This is a genomic window from Legionella parisiensis, from assembly GCF_001467945.1.
GTDB classification, from domain to species: Bacteria; Pseudomonadota; Gammaproteobacteria; order Legionellales; family Legionellaceae; genus Legionella; species Legionella parisiensis.
This window is the reverse complement of sequence record NZ_LNYQ01000013.1, coordinates 2,546,839-2,566,094: the sequence shown is the minus strand read 5'-3', so window position 1 is coordinate 2,566,094 and position 19,256 is coordinate 2,546,839. Positions and strand designations below refer to the sequence as shown.

Sequence of the window (19,256 nt, the reverse complement as noted above, 5' to 3'; positions counted from 1 at the left end):
AGATCATAAAGAGGAGCATCCTATGCCAAAAGGACTAGAATCTTTTTATATCCATGGGTTCTAGAACTCTTTACTCCTTTTTTGCAGGATAATTCATCAATCGAGAGAAGTGCTTGGTAGATTTCCCATGCGAAGATAACTCCTTAACTATTCGTTTTCCTCAAAGAAGATCTGTAAATACTAACTACACTATGTATAACATTATAATTTTTAAGGAATAAAGTTATGACCATGACCACAGGATTATCTGGAAATGAAATATTTTGTTTACAACTTAAAAATTATTCTCCTGGGTCTATTGTTGTAGGAAATAGTGTCCATTCCTTGGGAATTATAGGTAGTGTCGGTTCGGGTTTTAAAGCGAAGTTAACACAGATTACTTCGCTCATAGAAGAAGGTAGAGAAACCGCATATAAGCGCTTGCTGGAAGAGGCTGTGAGCAAAAATGCAACAGGGATTACGGGGGTTACCAGTCAATTGATTCTCCATGGGGCAAATGTTGAATTTTTATCAATAGGTTCAGTAAGTTATGCTGACAGTGGGGCGGATAATGAACAGTTTTCAACTTCAGCGGATGGCCAGGAATTATATGCCCAGCTTGATGCGGGTTATAAACCAATTTGTTTTTCTTTTGGTAATGTCGCATATTCTATGGGGTTAGGCCGAGGGCTAATCGGTAGTTTAAAAACTTTGGGGCGCGGCGAAATTAAGGAATACTCAGATATTTTCAATAAAACAAGACATTTGGCATTAAATCGCATCATTGCTCATGCGCGACGATACAAAGCAAATGCAGTACTTGGAATTAAGACAACTGTTTTGCCTTTTGGCGGTGTTAATGAAATGCTCATGATAGGAACTGCTTCTCATAATCCTCAATTAATAACAGACGCAAATCATGATGTAGTTACCAGTGATATGACAAATATTGAAATGTGGAATATGGCTCGTTTAGGATATGCTCCTGTGAAATTATTATTAGGCACCTCTGTTTACTCTTTAGGATTAGTCGGAGGATTTACTTCAGCAATTAAAGCATTTGTTCGTGGTGAAATTAACGAACTGACACGTATGATTTATCATGCGCGTGAGAACGCGTTAGCAATTATCAATGAAGAAGCCCAGTTGATAGGTGCAGATGATGTAGTAGGGGTTAAAACCTATGTGTATCAATTGGGTAATGGTTTAATTGAATTCTTGGCTATAGGTACTGCTGTAAAAAAACACAATCGCATCAAAACCGCATCCGCTCAATTACCACCACAAGCCATTGTTGTGGATAAAGACACTTTTTATGATTCAACGAATACAGACAGTATGAATGTCAATATAAACACCGGGGTAAAGCCAATTAATAGAGGGAGTCTATCTTTGGTTGTTCCTTTGTTCATAATTATATTTTTTATATTGATTCAATTTATTATTCATCATTTCGATGCTGTTTTCAGATAGGTTATGATTTAACTTCATCAGGATTTTGTGTTTGTTCAATAGAAAAATCGTTTAAGTTCTGTCTAAGACGGGCAAAAATTGGAACTGAATTATTCCAGTTGCTTCATTATTAATGAGTTTTTAATACTTACACATTTTGCTAACATCTCTTGGAATTATGGGCTATTATTCAAAAACCCAAAATAAATAAGGAGGTTATCATGTCACAAAGTTCTATGAATCAATTCTGTTGGAACGAATTGGCCACTGCGGATGTGAAAAAAGCTAAAGAATTTTACAGTAAAGTATTAGGTTGGCAATTTAAAGAAATACAATCTGGTGAAATGACATACACACTGATTCAAGCCAACGATAAGGAATTTGCAGGTATATGGCAAATCCCTACAAATCAACAAAATGAAATTCCACCCCATTGGATGGCCTATATTTTAGTGAATGATGTTGCAGATACTCTAGCAAAAGCCAAACAAAATGGAGCTCAAGAAATAAAAGAAGTGACTCATGCTGGTGATATGGGGCTCTTTGCGATTATTAAAGATCCTACAGGGGCTCATGTTGCATTTTGGGAAACAAAATAATCATCATAAAGCGAAACGAAACCAGCGTTAATGACTAACTCCAGGTTTCGTTTTACCCAGTTATTTTTTGATCTTAACTATGATTCTTGTGGTTGAGTTCTTGCCAAAGCTTATATATTTCGATTGCCTCAGGGGTAGTGTGGTACGTCATTGGCAAATTTCTTTCCTGCCAGGGTTTAGCAAATTCATCATAAAAATTATCCAATGTGAAATATTTACGATCGTCAATATAATATTTTTTATATTCATCCCGTAAAGTAATAAATGTTACCTTGAGTGGGCTGCAGTAATACATCGCAGCTAAACACATGGGGCAAGGGTGAGCTAAAATATAGAACTCACAATTAAGAAGATGTTCCGTTTGCAGTTTCGCAGTAGCTTTTCTTATAGCCACAATTTCTGCATGGGCAGTAGGGTCATTGGTTTGAGCTACCAGATTAGTTCCCTCAGCAATGATTTTACCGTTTTCTACGATTAAACAGGCAAAAGGTCTTCCTCCTTGTTTTACATTTTCTTTAGCCAATTCAATGGTCTTTTTAATAAAATCCATTTTATAAAGTCCTTAGAGGTGAAGATATTTAAAAAGTATAGACAACTCCTGGGGGTTAATATTGAACCCAATCTTGTTCAGGTAGATTTTCTATGGGTAACAGCTCATAAGTTTTGAAGACATCCCCGTCCTGAGATAAAAGGATTGCTATAGGTCTGGTTTTTTCAAAATGAGCAAAGATAATCATCATCATCACCGTGATTGGCACTGAGAGGAACATCCCTAATATTCCCCATATTGCCCCCCAAACGGCTAATGCAATTAAGATAACTAATGGACTTAAGTTTAATGAGTTACTCAAGAAGCGCGGTTCAATCAAATTCCCTACGATAAATTGAATTGACCCCAGGCCTAGAATAATTTCAATAAAAGGAATCCAACCGGTAAATTGTAGTGCAGCCAAAGCGGTTGGAAAAGCAATGGCAATAATCGCGCCTATATTGGGAATAAAATTGAGGAAAAAAATAAGAAGCGCCCAAAATTCGGCAAAATCCAATCCTACCCATTTCATGATTATCCAGCTCGGAATAGCAGTAAGGATACTTAAAATCGATTTTAGGCCCAGATAAGTCTGTGTGTTATTCACGATATGACTAATGATGTTGTTCATTAGTAAACGACCTTCTAAAGTGGGGAATAAAGCATCAATTTTTTTTAGAAAAAAATGTTGCTCGACAAATAAAAATACAACATACAAGAAAATGAGTAACGTAGAGCCCATAAGTGTCGTAAACACTCCATAAGCCCTAACAAAAATCGTTTGGAGATTAAGGCTTTTGACCATGCTATTCATGCTTGCCAATATTTTTATGTTAAATTTTTGATCAATATTGTTGAAGATTTTTAATAAATTTTCTTGGTAGCGGCTGGATGCAGCAATGACATTATTGACATTATCCGTAATGATAGTAATAAAAATAAAAATACACACAGCGACTATTACAAAGGCGAAAATCATACTCAGCCAATTGGGCAGATAGACACCTACTCTGGGTGTACGTTGAATGATGTTACTTATCGTGTTGAGAAGATGCCAAATAAAAACCGCAATCACAAAAGGAATTAGCACATAGCTCCCAACAATCATGAGGTAACCAACTATCCAAATAATGATTAATCCTGATGTAAAGAGAAGAGTTTGGCTCATAGGGTTAACCCCAAAAAAAAGTTGCTTGAGTAGAATGAGTCATCTTGGCGCATGAGGCAATTCCTTTTGAATGTTATTATTCTTTAAGTAATATTATCATTGATTGATCAAGATATGCATTTAAAAATAGAGTACATTCCATTTCTAAAGAGAGGTGCACCATAGGCTTTCAATATTGAATACTTTTCTAATTTTCATTTAAAAAAGGAAAATGACCGGATATAGAGAGGGGGGTGTTCCCATGGACATGATGTCGCCCTTCATGAAGAGTAAAATTTTTTATTGAGTGCATTCTATTTTGAAAATCTCTTTAGGATGGGGGGTAACCATACTTTTCATTAGCGGAGCCAGGGTTTAAAGATGTTATTCCTTGTTCAGAAACTCCAGGTTTTGACTATGCTGTTTTTAACTCTTGATCATCTCTGCCTAGGTTCCACTCCCGAAAACAAGTTGTGGGAAGAGGATGTCGGAATAGGGTTGGACTGGTTTTTTCAGCGATGTGCAGAAGATTCAGATACTGTATCCTGGCTACATTTTGAGTCGAAGAATTTCAGTGCAAATTTGTTGGATATTCATTTCTTCGGTATTAATACGCAAATCACAATGATCTTGAAAATCAAATCGTTTTAACCAATGAAGAGCTGATCCCTTCAATCGATCGCCTCGGGCTTCCTCTCTTTGATTAATTGAGGTTTCAGAAGCATAAAGATAAACAAATAAGACACCATATTTTTCTAATGTTTCTTTATAACTTTTAAATTCATCCATGGTTGTAATAAAGGAGTCAACAATAATATTGAACCCTTGATCTGCGATGAGTTTCAGAACACTTGGTATGGTTAAGTAAAGTTTTGAGCACAATACTCCAGGTATGATTTCATAGGTTCCATCAGTATATTTTTGCGCATAGCAAATATCATTAGGGACGCATACTTGGGGGTTATTCGGATGCAAGCCTCCAAATTGATCACCCAGCATTCCCAAATACCCATCTGTACTAAAATTTATCCATCCGTTATCAAGCTGGTTTTGCAATTCTTGGCAAAGAGTTGATTTTCCTGAAGACGAAGTTCCACAAACAATAATAATCATTTTTTACCTTGAAGTAATGAACGATGTAAAGTCTGGCCTCTATACAGAGGTATACGAGAATTTTGTGAAAATCTTGCTTAGACTGCAACTTATTTTTTCCTGTTCCGAGTATAAACAATAAGATGGTTTTAATTAATGAGCAAATAATGCTAAAGTACGACATATTATTTATTTAATCAACAGAGGCCGGAGTGGTGTTGTTAGAAAAATATATGCATAAAGGCATCAATTTTCAAAGAGCTGAAGAAACATTAGATGTAGGAATAAAGTCGACGCAGCAAGTAAATGAAGCTATGGGAGATTCTACTCTGGTACAACAAACAAAAGAAAAAGTTATGGAAATTATTTCCAAGTACAATAAAATTTATACTTCATCTTCATTATGGGCTGTCAAACAAACCAAACTAATGCAGGAGTTGAGGCAAAATATGGCAGTAGAACAACCAAAATCTGATGAACCCGAAATGTCTAGTAACATGAACTTGAGGTGATGATAAAAGGAGAAAAGTTATGCTACATCATAATTCAATTCGTCCTGAGGATGTATTGCCTGATGGGGTTGATAGCACATCCATCAATGGCAAAATAGTAAGAAAAGGTACAATTGCTGCTTTTTTAGCAAATGTTGAGATTTTTGAAAAGCAAGACGGTACAGAACAGCAAAAGCAAGAAGCAATGAAGGCCATGAGAGAGTTAGCGCCAGGAGTAATCGCTATAGGTTTGCATCGATATGCTGTATTTAAAAATAGAGAAATTGAGCAAATTCTTATAGATGCTGAACAATAAATAGTAATACGATAAAAAGAACGATGTGATGTGGTCTATAGCCAAGTAATATCACCTATACTATGTATTGAATTCGATCATTTATCATTAATTTATGAATCCACCAAATTATCAAAGCCTGAGTTGGGCTCATCTGCTCGTACAGGATTGGTTTATCCAGAAAGTGGGTCAACCCACTGAACCCCAAGAGCAAGGATGGCCATTTATTTTAGCAGGCAATGATACTCTTATTTCTTCACCAACGGGTTCAGGAAAAACTCTGGCTGCATTTTTAGCATGCTTGGATGGATTGGTTCGTAAAGCTTTATCCGGAAATTTACAGGATATGACTGAGGTTTTGTATATTTCACCGCTCAAAGCACTCAGTAATGATGTTCAAAAAAATTTACTTATGCCGCTGGAGGAGATTACTGAATTAGCTAGGGAGCGGGGTATGCATTTGCCAGAAATTCGGGTGGCAGTGAGAACTGGAGATACACCCACCGGCGAGCGTCAAAAAATGCTTAAACTGCCACCGCATATTTTAATCACCACACCAGAATCCTTTTATATTTTATTAACCGCTGAGAAAAGCCGCATCAATTTAGCAAGTATCCATACAGTGATCGTTGATGAAATTCATGCTTTAGCAAGCAACAAACGAGGAGCGCATTTAGCTTTATCTCTCGAGCGTTTGGAGGCTCTCACTTTAAAACCATTTATTCGCATCGGATTATCAGCAACCCAAAAACCCTTGGAAAAAGTGGCGCATTTTTTAACCGGTGCAAAAAAAACCAAAGTAAAATTGGTCAACATAGGACATGCACGCCAACTTGATTTGCAGGTTGTAGTGCCAGATAGCGAGCTAGCAGCTGTTGCCTCCAATGAACTGTGGGATGAAATTTATGAAAAAATTGCCGCTTACGCACGGGAAAATCGTTCTACTTTGGTGTTTGTTAACACGCGAAAATTGGCGGAACGGGTAGCTCATCATTTGGAACAACGTTTAGGTGAACATAAGGTCTTAGCTCATCATGGAAGTTTATCGCGAAAGTTAAGGCTTGAAGCAGAAACAAAATTAAAAAAGGGCGATTTGCAAGTATTAGTTGCTACAGCCTCTTTAGAGTTAGGAATCGATATAGGAAGTATTGATCTGGTTTGCCAAATCGGATCACCACGTGCCATTGCTACGGCATTGCAGCGCATTGGTCGAGCAGGACACTGGCATGCGGCAATTTCCACGGGACGCATTTTTGCGACCACGCGTGATGAGTTGTTAGAGTGCGCTTCATTGGTTTATGCAATACGTGAAGGAGATTTGGATCAGTTAATTATTCCCAAAGAACCACTGGATATTTTGGCGCAACAAATTGTGGCTGCATGTGCTACTCAGGATTGGGAGGAAAATGCACTCTTTCACTATGTTAAAAATGCTTATCCATATCAGCATTTAACACAGGAAAAGTTTGACGAAGTTATTACGATGTTATCAGAAGGAATAGCTGGTTCGCGAGGACGTTATGGAGCATATATTCATAGAGATCAGGTTAATCATGTCATAAAAGCACGACGTGGCAGTCGTCTTGCGGCGATTACGAGTGGAGGAGCCATCCCAGACAATGGGTTGTTTACCGTTATTGCCATGCCTGACAACATTATGGTTGGTACTTTGGATGAGGATTTTGCAGTTGAAAGTAATCGCGGCGATATTTTTTTATTAGGGACAAATTCTTGGAAAATACTACGTATTGAAAATGGGCGTGTGCTTGTGGAAGACGCACATGGTGCCCCACCTAGCGTACCTTTTTGGTTAGGAGAAGCGCCTGCGCGAAGCATTGAGTTATCTCTACAGGTTTCGCAGATGCGCGAAAAAATAAGTGAATTGTTGCCAGAAAAAAGTCTACAAATTGTTAATATAAAATATTCCCCCAAAATTAAGGCAGCTATTGACTGGTTGATGAGTCATTGTGGCTTAGATCATTCTGCTGCAGAGCAGTTACTGGAGTATGTCCGGTTGGGTCGGCAAATTCTGGGGGCGGTTCCTACACAAAAAACAGTGATCGCCGAACGGTTCTTTGATGAAAGTGGTGGCATGCAGTTAATAATCCATGCGCCTTTTGGGGCCCGTATTAATAAGGCTTGGGGATTAGCTCTACGCAAGAAATTTTGCCGATCATTTAATTTTGAATTACAAGCTGCAGCTACTGATAACGGGTTAAATATTGCGTTGGCAGAACAACATAGTTTTCCTTTATCTGATGTGTTCCATTTTTTGCATACAAAAACCTTAAAAGAGGTTGTGATCCAAGCTGTTTTGCAATCCCCTTTATTAGGAGTGCGATTTCGCGCAGTGGCAGCACGCTCTTTGTCATTATTACGTTTTCGTGGCGGCAAAAAAACTCCTCCAAATATTCAACGTATGCTTGCAGAGGATTTATTGGCAGCTGTTTTTCCTGATGCAGCAGCGTGCCAGGATAATTTGGGTGGGCGTGATGTCATGTTGCCCGAGCATCCACTCATCGAAGAGACAATGAAAGATATTCTCACCGAAGCTTTAGACATCGATGGATTCGCTGAGGTGATTATGGCTATCGAGTCCAAGCACATTACGTGTCTTGCAGTGGATACCCCAGTCCCTTCCGTATTTTCTCATGAAATTTTAAATGCCAACCCTTATGCATTTTTGGATGATGCTCCCTTAGAAGAGCGGCGCTCACGAGCAGTTGAAATGCGGCGTGTACTCCCTGAGGCTATGTTGGAAGAAGTGGGGAAACTGGATCCCAAAGCAGTAATCCAAGTTCAAGAACAAGCCTGGCCAGATCTTCGTTCTGCAGATGAGCTACATGATGTCTTGCAAACCGTGATTGTTTTTCCAGCAACGATTCAACTATCAGAGTATCAATCTACTTTGCCTGTCTGGAAACACTATTTTATTGAATTACAGCAAGAAGGACGAGCGGCATTAGCTACGGTTGCAGACAAGAGTTATTATGTAGCTGCAGAGAAAAAAAAGGCTTTTCACAGTATTTTTCCGCAAGCAATATTCGTCAATGAGATGCTTGATATTGGGGAAGAGCCAAGCTCACAAGATGAGAGTATTCTAAACACTTTACGTGGCTGGCTTTTGCATACGGGTCCAGTGACCCAAAAGATACTTACTGAATTTTTGCAACTTCCTTCGCTGGATGTGGAACATGCTTTATTAAAATTGGAGGCCAGTGGCTATCTATTGCGCGGAAATTTTCGGACAGAATATATTGGTGAAATCGAGTGGTGTGAGCGTCGTTTATTAGCACGTATTCATCGTTACACTACAGAATCGTTGCGCAAACAAATCAAACCTGTGACTCGTGCACAATTTATGGCTTGGCTGCTCAAGTGGCAGCATGTAGCAAAAGGAAATCAGATGCGTGGCGAGAACGGGCTGTTGGAGATAATCAAACAACTGCAAGGTTTTGAGCTTGCTGCAAATGCATGGGAATCTGATATTTTCCCCGCTCGCGTACATGATTATGATCTGTCAATGCTCGATAAGCTTTGTATGAGCGGTCTTGTAGGTTGGGGACGCGTATCACCCCATCCCTCTGTGGTTGTAAGTGAAGAGGATGCGAAAAAATCAAGACGCCTATCACCAACTCGAAATGCACCGATTACATTTTTTGTCAGAGAAGAATCCGATTGGATTGCTCCGCATGCCCTGGTGGATAATATCGAAGAAGTAAATAGTTTAAGCCATCCTGCACGCAATATTTATCAATTTTTACAAAAATACGGCGCTTCATTTTATGCAGACATTGTTCGTGGCACAGGAAATCTAAAAGTTGAAGTGGAAAATGGTTTATGGGAGTTGGTTGCAGCTGGGATGGTCACTGCAGATAGTTTTGATAATGTTCGTACCCTGATGAGTACAAAACGTAAACACCACAGCCGACATCGACGCAGACCATTGTTTCCACTCAGTACAGGCCGTTGGTCTTTGTTGCATGTACATGCGCAAGCTGATCATGAAAAAAGGGTAGAAGCGGCATGCTGGATGCTGCTGAAACGCTATGGTATCGTATTCCGTGACTTGCTTGCGCGTGAAAAAAATATTCCACGTTGGCGCGATTTATTGATTTTCTTACGACGGCTTGAATTACGTGGTGAAGTGCGTGGCGGTCGTTTTGTGGATGGATTTTTAGGCGAACAATTTGCTTTGTCTCATGCTGTGGATTCTTTACGAGCGATGCGAAATGAGGAGCTTGACGAGGTGTCACAAACTATTTCATCAGTGGATCCTTTGAACTTAATAGGAATTGTATTACCAGGTGATAGAGTTTCTGCTGCAATAAAGTCGAAGATACAGCTCGTTGGAGGGCAGGTTGCTTCACACCTGTAGTTGAAGCATCTCAGTCGACTTGTAATAACCTTGCTACGCAGTAATGACAGCCTTTTAGGCATAATTAACATTTGAGAGTGACCACAACAGTATCTTGGCAGTAGGCAATCAGCCTACACTGCATATTTCATGATTAAATTTCATGACTTTGTAAGAATTTAACACCCTTATGTAACAATTCAGGTTTGATTTTTTTAAAATCATCTTCATTTAGAGGTCTGGTAGCATCTTCGATTAAATGGCAGGTGAAATCTTCCTGCAGCGCATCTTTTATCGTGAAGTAGACACAAATATCGGCACATAAACCGCAAAAATAGAGCTCTGCGGCACCTTTCTCTTGGAGATAACCACTTAAGCCAATGTTTCTTTTGTGACCATTATCGTAAAAACCACTGTAACTGTCGACTTCAGGATTCATGGCTTTTCGAAAGATAGCAGCTACAGGTCTTGTTTCAAGGGTGGGGTAAAATTCTGCACCAAAGGTTCCTTGGACACAATGATCCGGCCATAGTATTTGCTTAACTCCGTGCAACATAATTTTTTCAAAAGGCTTTTTTCCAGGATGATTGGAAGCAAAACTTTTATGATTTTGCGGATGCCAATCCTGAGTAGCAACAATCAAATCGAACTTTGGAAGTAGCTGATTAATTACCGGTACAATAGAATCCCCTTGCGGCACAGCTAGGGAACCGCCTGGCATAAAATCATTTTGTACATCCAGAATAATTAAGGCTTTCATTCGTAATGTTATTTTCTATATTTTTTAATGAGCTCGTTCCGTTTTATTTTAAGCTGTTTGCTTAATCCTACCTGATAGACGTTTGGTTTTTCCAATTGTTTGTACTCTTCAGGTAACTGACTCAAACGCTTTCTGCTGTATTCTGCAATTTGCTCCAAGGTTTTTGATGGCATTAATCGTTTGCCATTTTCCATGACTTTTTGCAATAAAGGTTCTTGCTGATCAAGATCAAGAGACAATAATTTTTCGCTATCAAAGGGAGCATAAACTCCATCCAAAGTCGTCTCATCCATTAAGCCAATGACATCAAAACCTAAAAAAGTATTTTCATGTAATAACCTGAAAACCTGTTTTTTATAAGGCAAGGTGATTTTTGTTGTTGATTCAGAAAGTTTAAGCCGAGGCTTTTCATTCGCAAAAGCCAGTTTATATACTCCATCCAAAGCGGCATCTGGAGCGCCAATAACTAAATTTGTCCCTACGCCAAAAATATCAATGGGGGTTTTCTGGTCACGAAGGGTTTTTATCCTTGTTTCATCTAATTGATTGGAGGCGACAATTTTTACATAATGCAAGTCTGCCTCATCCAGCATTTGGCGGGTTTTTTTTGCCAAATCTTCCAAATCACCACTGTCTAAGCGAATGGCTTGCAATCGATGGCCGCGTTGTTCCATTTCTTTACCTACCTGAATTGCGTTGGGTAGGCCACTTTCCAGAGTGCTGTACGTATCAACTAAAAGAGTACAATTGTCAGGCCAGATTTCAGCAAAATCACGAAATGCAACTAATTCACTATCGTAACTTTGGATAAATGAATGCGCCATAGTTCCGGAGATAGGGATATCATAATCACGCCCTGCACATACATTGCTTGTTGCATCAAATCCTCCAATAATTGCCGCACGGCTGGCATAATAGCCTCCAGGACCTTGAGCCCTGCGCAAACCAAAATCAACTAATTTGCAATCGCCTGCAACGTGGCGAATACGACTCGCTTTTGTTGCAATCAGCGTTTGAAAATTAAGTAAGTTCAGAAGAATTGTTTCAATGAGCTGTGCTTCAATCATATTGGCTTCAACAGTGACTACGGGGCAAGTGGGGAACACTAAATCTCCTTCAGATGAAGCATAAACAGTTCCATTAAAGCGAAAGTTTTTCAGATAATCGAGAAAGTCAGGATGCATTCCCTTACTTTGTAAAAAATGAAGATCACGTTCATTGAAATGATAGTTTTCCAGTAGTTCCAATAAGTCTGCTAAGCCAGAAAAAACGGCATATCCTGAACCAAAAGGAAGTTTTCTGAAAAAATAATCAAACACAGCAGTATTATTTTGGTGTCCTTTCAAAAAATAAACCTGCGCCATGGCCAGTTGATATTGATCAGTATAACTTCCAGTAAAATCAAACATTTGGGTAAGCATCCTTTTTGCAGCAATAAAATTCTAGGGCATGTTAAAAGCTGGTTATATTGCCATAATAATTGAGGAAATACACTTTTAGAAATTACCGATACGAATCATTTTGTCAGTTATGAAATTGAGTTTACAGTGTGATTGCCAAAACAATTTTATAGAAATAAGCTGAATTGTTTTGGTAAGTTGCTCTAGATTTAAAATAAGTATTTTGTTATATATTTAGAAAAAATGTTAATAATTTGCATTGATTGTTGGTTAATATTTGTTTTTTTTCGATTTTCTTCAGTTTATTTGCAATTGTTTTCTGACCTCAAGTTAAGGTTTCTAATAATCACTGAGTACGACATGGAGTGAGCAGGATGAAAGTCTATGAGTTAAAAAGACACGTTGATGATCTATTTAAAAACAAGCGTGATCCATTAAAAAAACCGAGAGAAATCATGGACTTCATCTCAAAATTAGTTGAGATACTTGATTCACTCGAGGTTGAGAGTGAGTTGTATCCTGGAATGATGCCTCCTGTTGAAAAACTTATTAATCAATTTTGGCATTGGATTGCATGCAATGTACCGCATGATCAATGGAAAGGGGGGCCTTATGTCACTCCTTGGATTTCGCTACAACAGCTTTTAGTTAAAGAGGGTTTATTAGCTGCTGATTTTCATCATCCTATTTTATATGAAGTTCTTAAACATCAGTTTAATCTTTTAGCAGGAAATCGCTTGCAAATAACGGACCTTATGCCTTTATTTATTCGTGCTGGTCGAATGCTTAAATATATGCAGCCCAACGATGAGGGTTATCCTTTTGTAAAATTGCATGCAGAAATCGCTGCACGAAGGCCGCAAGAACTTGCAAAAATAAAGGACATCATTTTTTTGCTAAGAGCGTCTTTTTATTTAATTTATAGATATTGCACTATAGAGCAATTAGCGTTAATGCCCTCCCTGATTTATTTTAGAGATGTTACTACAGACGAAGAGCGGCGTTCTGAGTGCGCAATTTTCAGCTATTTAGCTAAAAATACAGCAGATTGCATCGAATTTTTTAATACTTATGATGACTATATCGATACTCGCTCAATTGCGCTTATTGATGCTTTACGAAATGTATCTGCTTGGATGCCGACCAAGCGCTCAGATTTTCTAAGCGCAACGAATCGAAGCCGTTGGGTTTACCCTTTTATTCAGCAAGCAAGGTTTGCTCAAAATAATACAGGGGATTTAAAAGCCGGAGATGATTTAATAAATAGTACACTACATTTATTAGAGCAGGATTTTTCTACTCGCAAAGATCAATCATTTTCTGGTGCTTTGAGTTTTATTGCTGCAGTGAGAAGACAAAAGCGAGTCCTAACAAATGATGAGGCGAAACTGGTTCATTCAGCAGTTTCTTTATTTGCTTTCAACCAATACATAAAACATCGTGAAGAGGATCCTCGCGGCGATAGGTATTCTATTTTATCGCTTTCTGGAGAGACAAAATGCCATGCCGCTGAAAAAAGAAAATCGGCCATTCTTGGCCAACCGAGCAAGTTTGGTTTTTTTGAAACCTTAGCCATAAATCAAGGACGTTTGAAAAAATTGGTTGATTTTCTTGAAGAAAGTCCAGAAAAATATTCAGAGGATTATGTTGTTTCGATATAAGCTCAAATTAGACCGATAGGTTTTATTCCACGCACCACGTGTATGTGATGCCTCAATCTCACCATACGGCTTAGAAGAGGTCTTGTACAAAAAATCACTTTCTATCAGTAAAAAATGACTATTTGATAAGATTTTATGAATATTGTATAATTTAATAATTACTTATTGAAAATTAATTCAAATAATTAGGGTGTTAATAATGAGGTCCAAACGTCTTTTAGAGTTAATGTGGAAAGATAAATACGATGAGTTCACTGTATTACTTCAACAATGTACACCTGAAGACCTAAAGCAAGAAGTTGCCAATTCTGTTGATAATATTTTATTTAAGGCACTTTACTTTCATGATGCGAGGTATTTTAAAGCATTGCTAGATAGCAAAGCTTGTGATCAATCGGTTTTAGAGTGGGCTACTACACCAGGGAAAAGAACTATTCTGCATGATGCAATAGAAGAAATTAAAGTTAAAGTAACTCCTAAAGTTGAGTGGATTTTAAACCATCCTCGTTTCAAAATAGAATACCTTGAGAAAGAAACGTCTCTTGGTGACACTCCTATTAAACTGGTGATAACGTCTCCGCATCCCGAAGCCCTAAAACAAATTATTAATCATCCCCAATGTACTGCACCTATCCTTCATTCTCTTCTTACGCATGCGGTTGTTCATAACAGTATTCCAGCTCTAAAAGAAATTATTGAACACCCAAAACGCCCTGAAGATACCTTTCGTTTCATTCTTCAGCAGGCGATTGCTCACAACAAGCCTGACGTTCTAAAAACAATTATGGAGCATCGTGACTGTCCTAAAGATGTTTTCAGATTCACCGAAACTCACACGGCTTTACATGACGCGGTTAAAAAGCCCAGTCCAGGAGTTATAAAGTTCATTGTTCAATCCAAGAAAATTGATACTGATTTCTTAAGGATAAAGGATGATAAGGGAAAGACCGCTTTGGATGTCGCCATTGAAGCTGGCAATGTAGCGGTGTTGAAAACACTCCTGGAGTCTCCCCATTGTACTGTAGATTTGATTAAAGCAGAGCGGCTTAGAGGAAAAGCAAATAAGACTCATGATAAAGAGATTATTGATTTAGTTAAAAAACACGAAGGAAGAGACTCTTATAAAAAGATTTACCAATCTGTGAAAAGTGGTGAAGATGTTCGACTTCTGCAGGCAGCAGATTTACTCCGTGATTACAGTACTCCATGGCGCTATGCCCGTTTTCACTGGAATAGACATCATACTGAAGATGTCAACCAAATCATCAAAGAGATCGATAACGGAACAATTAGCGACATAGATGGTTTAGTAGACAGATTAAATAAACTTCAAGATAAACTCCCTAATCAAACAGGTTCCTTGTCAAGACGCATTGAATTCATTAAAAAAGAGTTTGCTCATAGTGAAATCGAAAAAGGTAATGATTTAACCTTGTAATGGAAGAGTGCTTCTTGAAATAACAAATTTTTAATAGGAAAAGATGTGACGAAATAAATCAGTAAAACAGACTCATCAGGGACTTTGTTGCATTAAGATGGCTGTTTTATATAAAAATTTTTCCATTTGAAATTTGCTTTTCCATAGCGTGTAACATATATTTATTATTAGCTTCTGTACCTTAAAATCATTTTTTAAGTTATTTAGAAAAGGAGTTCTTATGCGTGTCATTAATAAGCTTTCACTAGCAACAGTGTTAGGTATTTTGGCAGTTTCACCCAGTATCCACTCTGCAGATATCCCTGATATTTCTGGGTCCTATAAATGTTCATATCACGATCCCTTTACAACTCCTAATGACGGAACCGAAACTGTAGTGTTCAAAAAAAATGGAGATGTTTATAAAATTTCAGGAATTCCTACAGGAAGTGTATTTCCATATTATGTTGGTAAAGGCATATTTAATAAAAATGTCGGTAATGCGATTGGCTATATCTTTTGGCAACCTAAATCTCCATCCGTAACCACGATTCAATTGTTCACAATCAAACCTGATGGTTCTTTGGATGGTGTTTTTGCAGAAAGCAATAAGGATAAGGGTGGTACTGAGACGTGTACTAAAGCAGCGCAACAATAATAGAGCGTTATTCACATAAGATGATTATGAGAAAAGGAATTTTATTATGAAAACTGTGATTCAAAGTGTTTATTTAGTTGCTGCATTATCTTTGCCTACTTTAACGACCTATGCAGACACCAGTACGAGCAATACCAATCCAAGCGATTCCAAGGCGTCGACAACAAATACTGATGCGGCATCAACCAATACCAGTATCTCTACAAACAAAGCAGGTACCTCATCTTTTTTAGGTGATTATCAATGCCAACGTGTTGATGCCTCAAATAATACAGCCTCTTATCCTCTTACAGTATCAAAATCAGGGGATACTTATACCTTACAATGGGAAAATAGTAATGGGGATCCGGTTCTTTACGGTACTGGAGTTATGCATCCAAATATGACTAATGTTGTTGCGACCTCATTTTGGGATCCAAGAAAGCCGGATACCATTGGTATTCAAATGATTGAAATCAAGCCAGATGGCTCATTACAATCCAATTGGGTTGTCCAAACAGACAATCAAGTTGGCTCAGAGACCTGTACTCGAAGTAAGTAATTCAGTCCTTTCATAACGCATAATAAAGGGGCTACCAAGTGTAACCCCTTTATCGTGTTATTTTGATAAAGTGAGGCAATTGCACTATTCATCAGTTAAGGGGAAGAGGATTCATAATCTATTTCTCATTTTATAGTAGAGAATGGCAAGGGGTTCTTTGAGAAAATAACGGGAAAGATATTTGTTCTTTGTCCAACACCTGCTTTTTACTGCGGGTGAGCTGATCACGTTAATTCCTAATTTTTGCGCAACTAGATTGGCTCTGGGTGCATGAAAAGGTTCGGTCACTATCATAATGGATTTAAATTTATTTGTTTGAAATATCTTTTTGGAAAAAAGAAAATTTTCATAAGTAGAAGTTGAGGCTGATTCAAGCAGGATGTCTTTGGCAGGAACACCTAAAGAGAGCGCAATTTTTTTCATGGTCTGTGCTTCATTTGCCCCATCTTCGATGTCAGTACCACCAGTAAAAAGAAGTTTAGGGGCATAGTTCGCTTTATATAAATCAACAGCATGTTTTACACGGGCTTTAAGACATAGATTGTATGAGTTATTGTGATAAGCCTTTGCTCCAAGGACCAAAATAACATCTACGTGTTTTTTTTCATCGTTTTCCGCATTTTTTATAATATAAAGAGCAAGAAAAGAATAAACAATAATGAATGTCAGTAAGACAATAATACCTATTTGCATGAGAAATTTCATGACGCGCTCTAAATACATAAATTAAATAACGGGTTTCTGATCGAAGAACAATTGTATCATCATTGTTTGAGGCTGAATCGAAAGAACATGCAAAATCTTATTACTTATTAAGTGATATCAAATCAAAAAAACCTACATCCCCTCTTTAGGCGAGGAATCCAGCTTCGGCTTTCATGCACGATCGACTGAAAGCACGGAAGCAGGAGGAACTATATATGTGGTAGCCTTTTTAAAATCAGTAGTGTTGATGGTACTGTGGGTATGGCGTGTTGCTTTCCACTATAACACTTGGTGGTGGTGTCCATCGATAAACGTTTTTCCATCTTGAATGATGATGGTGGCGATGGAACTTGAATCGTGGATAATCATCATGATGATGTGAATGATAAAAAGCGAAGGCTGGTGTAGTGGAAAATAAAGTAACTGCGCTTAATATCCCGCACAGCAATAGTTTTTTAATCATCTTGTATTCCCCTCTTAGATTGTTATCTGAGCTAAGTCTAAATAACAAATGTAACAGGGATATAACAAGGAGGACTGTAATTGTAACAAAGTTGTTACAAAGAGCTTATAAAATTCATTACAGAAGTGCAGTATGGCAGATCCTTGGAATGCATTAGTCATCGCTTGTTTTCATTGTTGCGCCAGGTAACTTTGTTTCCGTGATTTTAAGGGATTGTCATTCGTTGTTCCTCCATATTAGTTACTATTTCAGTTAAATCGACAGTCTCTTCAGGGACTCCAGGAGTGATACAGCGCGCGATCCCTTTTGCTAACAAAATAGCAGCACAGGGACTAAAACACGCTGTAACGCAGACAGTGGCAGGCAAGGTTGCGAGGAAGGTTATTGTTGTTGAATAAGGTACGCCACTTGAACGTAGTATATAATAGATACCAAGATGGACGCCGCTACCTAAAGCCAGCATCATAAGGCCGGCACATTTTTTAAAACAATAGTCCGTTTCAATTCTGGCGGAACGGTATTTAATTTCATCTTTACGTTCTTTGACATTGGCCAAATAGATATGTTCATGTTGCTTAACTAGTTCTTGTACAGGAGGATTAACATACTCATTTTCTATCTGGGGAGGTAACTCTTTATTCCCATATAAGGTAAAAAAAAGATGGGGGTTTGTTTTCTTGATTACTTCTGCTGTCAGAGTGATTAACTTGGGAACTTGTTTTGATTGTGGTTTATTTCCAAACATTGATCGTACCTTATCCTTAACTAAAAAAAATTAATTATATATTAATAAGTTACTATGTCATTATTTTATTCAAAATTTTAAAAAGAAAATTATATAAAAAATGATGTTCGAATGTGTCATTAGTTATATGATTGTATTCATTATGATTAATTACGAGAATGTTTCAAGATTGGGGAGGAAAATGAGGGATTTTTTTCATGGTATGAGTTATATGGTACGTGGAATTCATCATCTTTTTACTCAAGGATTGAAACGTTTTGTTTTGTTACCTCTAGCAATTAATTTGATAATGTTTGCGGGTTTGTTTTACCTGATCTATCATTATTTGTTGCCTTATGCTTATTACTATATTGATAAACTTCCCTCTTGGTTAAGCTTTCTCAGCAGTATCTTTTTTATCATTTTCATCCTGAGTTTTTTCTTAATGTTTTTATCACTTTTTACGGTGTTTTTTAATTTAATCGCAGCGCCTCTAAATGGGCTTTTAGCTGAAAAAACACAAAATATGTTTTTTGGAAGTGCCATTCCATCTTTACCATTTCATAAAATCGTGTTTCGTAGCATAAAACGTCAAATTGAGTTTCTTAGCTATTTTTTACCTCGTTTTTTAGGAATAGGTGTTTTATTTTTTGTACCCTTTCTACAGCCCATTTATCCTTTTTTATGGTTTCTTTTTAATGCATGGATACTCAGTATGCAATATCAAGATTTTGCTATGGATAATAATCTTATTAGTTTCAAAGAAACACGTAAAAAAGTTGCCAGCAGCAAAATGTATTCACTTGGATTAGGTTTTTCTATAAATTTGGTTAGCTTTATACCCATCTTAAATATATTGACCCTGCCTGCCGCGGTTATAGGGGGTACTATGCTTTACTGTGATCTCAATAAGCAATCACTTAAACCCATTAAAAAAATCGCTCAATCTAATAGTCTCTAGGAAATGCAATAAATAGAGGCTGCAG

The 19,256-nt window shown here is 37.7% G+C and carries 17 protein-coding genes; 10 read left to right on the top strand and 7 right to left on the bottom strand.

The features are described 5' to 3' along the window. The first annotated feature begins 225 nt into the window (after positions 1-225). Both Lpar_RS17425 and Lpar_RS17420 read left to right on the top strand, forming a co-directional pair. The gene (locus Lpar_RS17425) at positions 226-1,452 is read left to right on the top strand and encodes a heavy metal-binding domain-containing protein (protein ID WP_058519029.1); all 1,227 of its coding nucleotides are present in this window, start codon (positions 226-228) and stop codon (positions 1,450-1,452) included. A gap of 200 nt (positions 1,453-1,652) precedes the next feature. Then, complete coding sequence (locus Lpar_RS17420; RefSeq protein ID WP_058519028.1) at positions 1,653-2,030, top strand: VOC family protein; 378 nt, start codon at positions 1,653-1,655, stop codon at positions 2,028-2,030. Positions 2,031-2,103: 73 nt separating this feature from the next. Here Lpar_RS17420 and Lpar_RS17415 read toward each other — a convergent pair whose 3' ends face one another. From Lpar_RS17415 to Lpar_RS17405, 3 genes are all read right to left on the bottom strand, one after another. Next, positions 2,104-2,580 (bottom strand): nucleoside deaminase, encoded by a 477-nt coding sequence (locus Lpar_RS17415; protein ID WP_058519027.1) that lies wholly within the window; start codon positions 2,578-2,580, stop codon positions 2,104-2,106. Positions 2,581-2,635: 55 nt separating this feature from the next. Then, a complete protein-coding gene (locus Lpar_RS17410) occupies positions 2,636-3,727 on the bottom strand; it encodes an AI-2E family transporter (RefSeq protein ID WP_058519026.1) in 1,092 nt (363 codons plus the stop codon). Positions 3,728-4,255: 528 nt separating this feature from the next. Further along, the gene (locus Lpar_RS17405; RefSeq protein ID WP_058519025.1) at positions 4,256-4,819 is read right to left on the bottom strand and encodes a phosphotransferase-like protein; all 564 of its coding nucleotides are present in this window, start codon (positions 4,817-4,819) and stop codon (positions 4,256-4,258) included. Between the two features lie 197 nt (positions 4,820-5,016). Here Lpar_RS17405 and Lpar_RS17400 point away from each other — a divergent pair, with 197 nt between their 5' ends. The 3 genes from Lpar_RS17400 to Lpar_RS17390 all read left to right on the top strand — a co-directional run bounded on the left by Lpar_RS17400 (position 5,017) and on the right by Lpar_RS17390 (position 9,962). Next, positions 5,017-5,310: a hypothetical protein gene (locus Lpar_RS17400; protein ID WP_069683474.1), complete on the top strand. Its 294-nt coding sequence runs from the start codon at positions 5,017-5,019 to the stop codon at positions 5,308-5,310. 19 nt (positions 5,311-5,329) lie between these two features. Continuing rightward, the gene (locus Lpar_RS17395) at positions 5,330-5,605 is read left to right on the top strand and encodes a hypothetical protein (RefSeq protein WP_058519023.1); all 276 of its coding nucleotides are present in this window, start codon (positions 5,330-5,332) and stop codon (positions 5,603-5,605) included. 94 nt (positions 5,606-5,699) lie between these two features. Continuing rightward, a complete protein-coding gene (locus tag Lpar_RS17390; RefSeq protein ID WP_058519022.1) occupies positions 5,700-9,962 on the top strand; it encodes a DEAD/DEAH box helicase in 4,263 nt (1,420 codons plus the stop codon). Positions 9,963-10,095: 133 nt separating this feature from the next. Here the strand turns inward: Lpar_RS17390 and pncA are convergent, their stop codons facing one another. Next, positions 10,096-10,701, bottom strand: coding sequence for a bifunctional nicotinamidase/pyrazinamidase (gene pncA / locus Lpar_RS17385; RefSeq protein WP_058519021.1), 606 nt, complete (start codon positions 10,699-10,701; stop codon positions 10,096-10,098). An 8-nt stretch (positions 10,702-10,709) separates the two neighbouring features. Continuing rightward, the gene (locus Lpar_RS17380) at positions 10,710-12,110 is read right to left on the bottom strand and encodes a nicotinate phosphoribosyltransferase (RefSeq protein ID WP_058519020.1); all 1,401 of its coding nucleotides are present in this window, start codon (positions 12,108-12,110) and stop codon (positions 10,710-10,712) included. A 365-nt stretch (positions 12,111-12,475) separates the two neighbouring features. Here Lpar_RS17380 and Lpar_RS17375 point away from each other — a divergent pair, with 365 nt between their 5' ends. The 4 genes from Lpar_RS17375 to Lpar_RS17360 all read left to right on the top strand — a co-directional run bounded on the left by Lpar_RS17375 (position 12,476) and on the right by Lpar_RS17360 (position 16,378). Further along, positions 12,476-13,762 carry a hypothetical protein gene (locus Lpar_RS17375; RefSeq protein ID WP_058519019.1) on the top strand — a complete coding sequence of 429 codons (1,287 nt, stop codon included), beginning with the start codon at positions 12,476-12,478 and terminating at the stop codon, positions 13,760-13,762. A gap of 199 nt (positions 13,763-13,961) precedes the next feature. Continuing rightward, positions 13,962-15,200, top strand: a complete 1,239-nt coding sequence (locus Lpar_RS17370; protein WP_058519018.1) for a DUF5617 domain-containing protein — start codon at positions 13,962-13,964, stop codon at positions 15,198-15,200. 220 nt (positions 15,201-15,420) lie between these two features. After that, entirely contained in the window at positions 15,421-15,837 is a 417-nt protein-coding gene (locus Lpar_RS17365) for a hypothetical protein (protein WP_058519017.1), read from the top strand. Between the two features lie 46 nt (positions 15,838-15,883). After that, the gene (locus Lpar_RS17360; RefSeq protein WP_058519016.1) at positions 15,884-16,378 is read left to right on the top strand and encodes a hypothetical protein; all 495 of its coding nucleotides are present in this window, start codon (positions 15,884-15,886) and stop codon (positions 16,376-16,378) included. Positions 16,379-16,489: 111 nt separating this feature from the next. On the opposite strand, the gene Lpar_RS17355 is transcribed toward Lpar_RS17360, so the two are convergent. Further along, positions 16,490-17,083, bottom strand: a complete 594-nt coding sequence (locus Lpar_RS17355) for a YdcF family protein (RefSeq protein WP_058519015.1) — start codon at positions 17,081-17,083, stop codon at positions 16,490-16,492. A 668-nt stretch (positions 17,084-17,751) separates the two neighbouring features. Continuing rightward, the gene (locus Lpar_RS17350; protein ID WP_058519014.1) at positions 17,752-18,291 is read right to left on the bottom strand and encodes a hypothetical protein; all 540 of its coding nucleotides are present in this window, start codon (positions 18,289-18,291) and stop codon (positions 17,752-17,754) included. A 181-nt stretch (positions 18,292-18,472) separates the two neighbouring features. On the opposite strand from Lpar_RS17350, the gene cysZ reads away from it, so the two are divergent. Then, entirely contained in the window at positions 18,473-19,231 is a 759-nt protein-coding gene (gene cysZ, locus Lpar_RS17345; RefSeq protein WP_058519013.1) for a sulfate transporter CysZ, read from the top strand. Positions 19,232-19,256 lie beyond the last annotated feature (25 nt).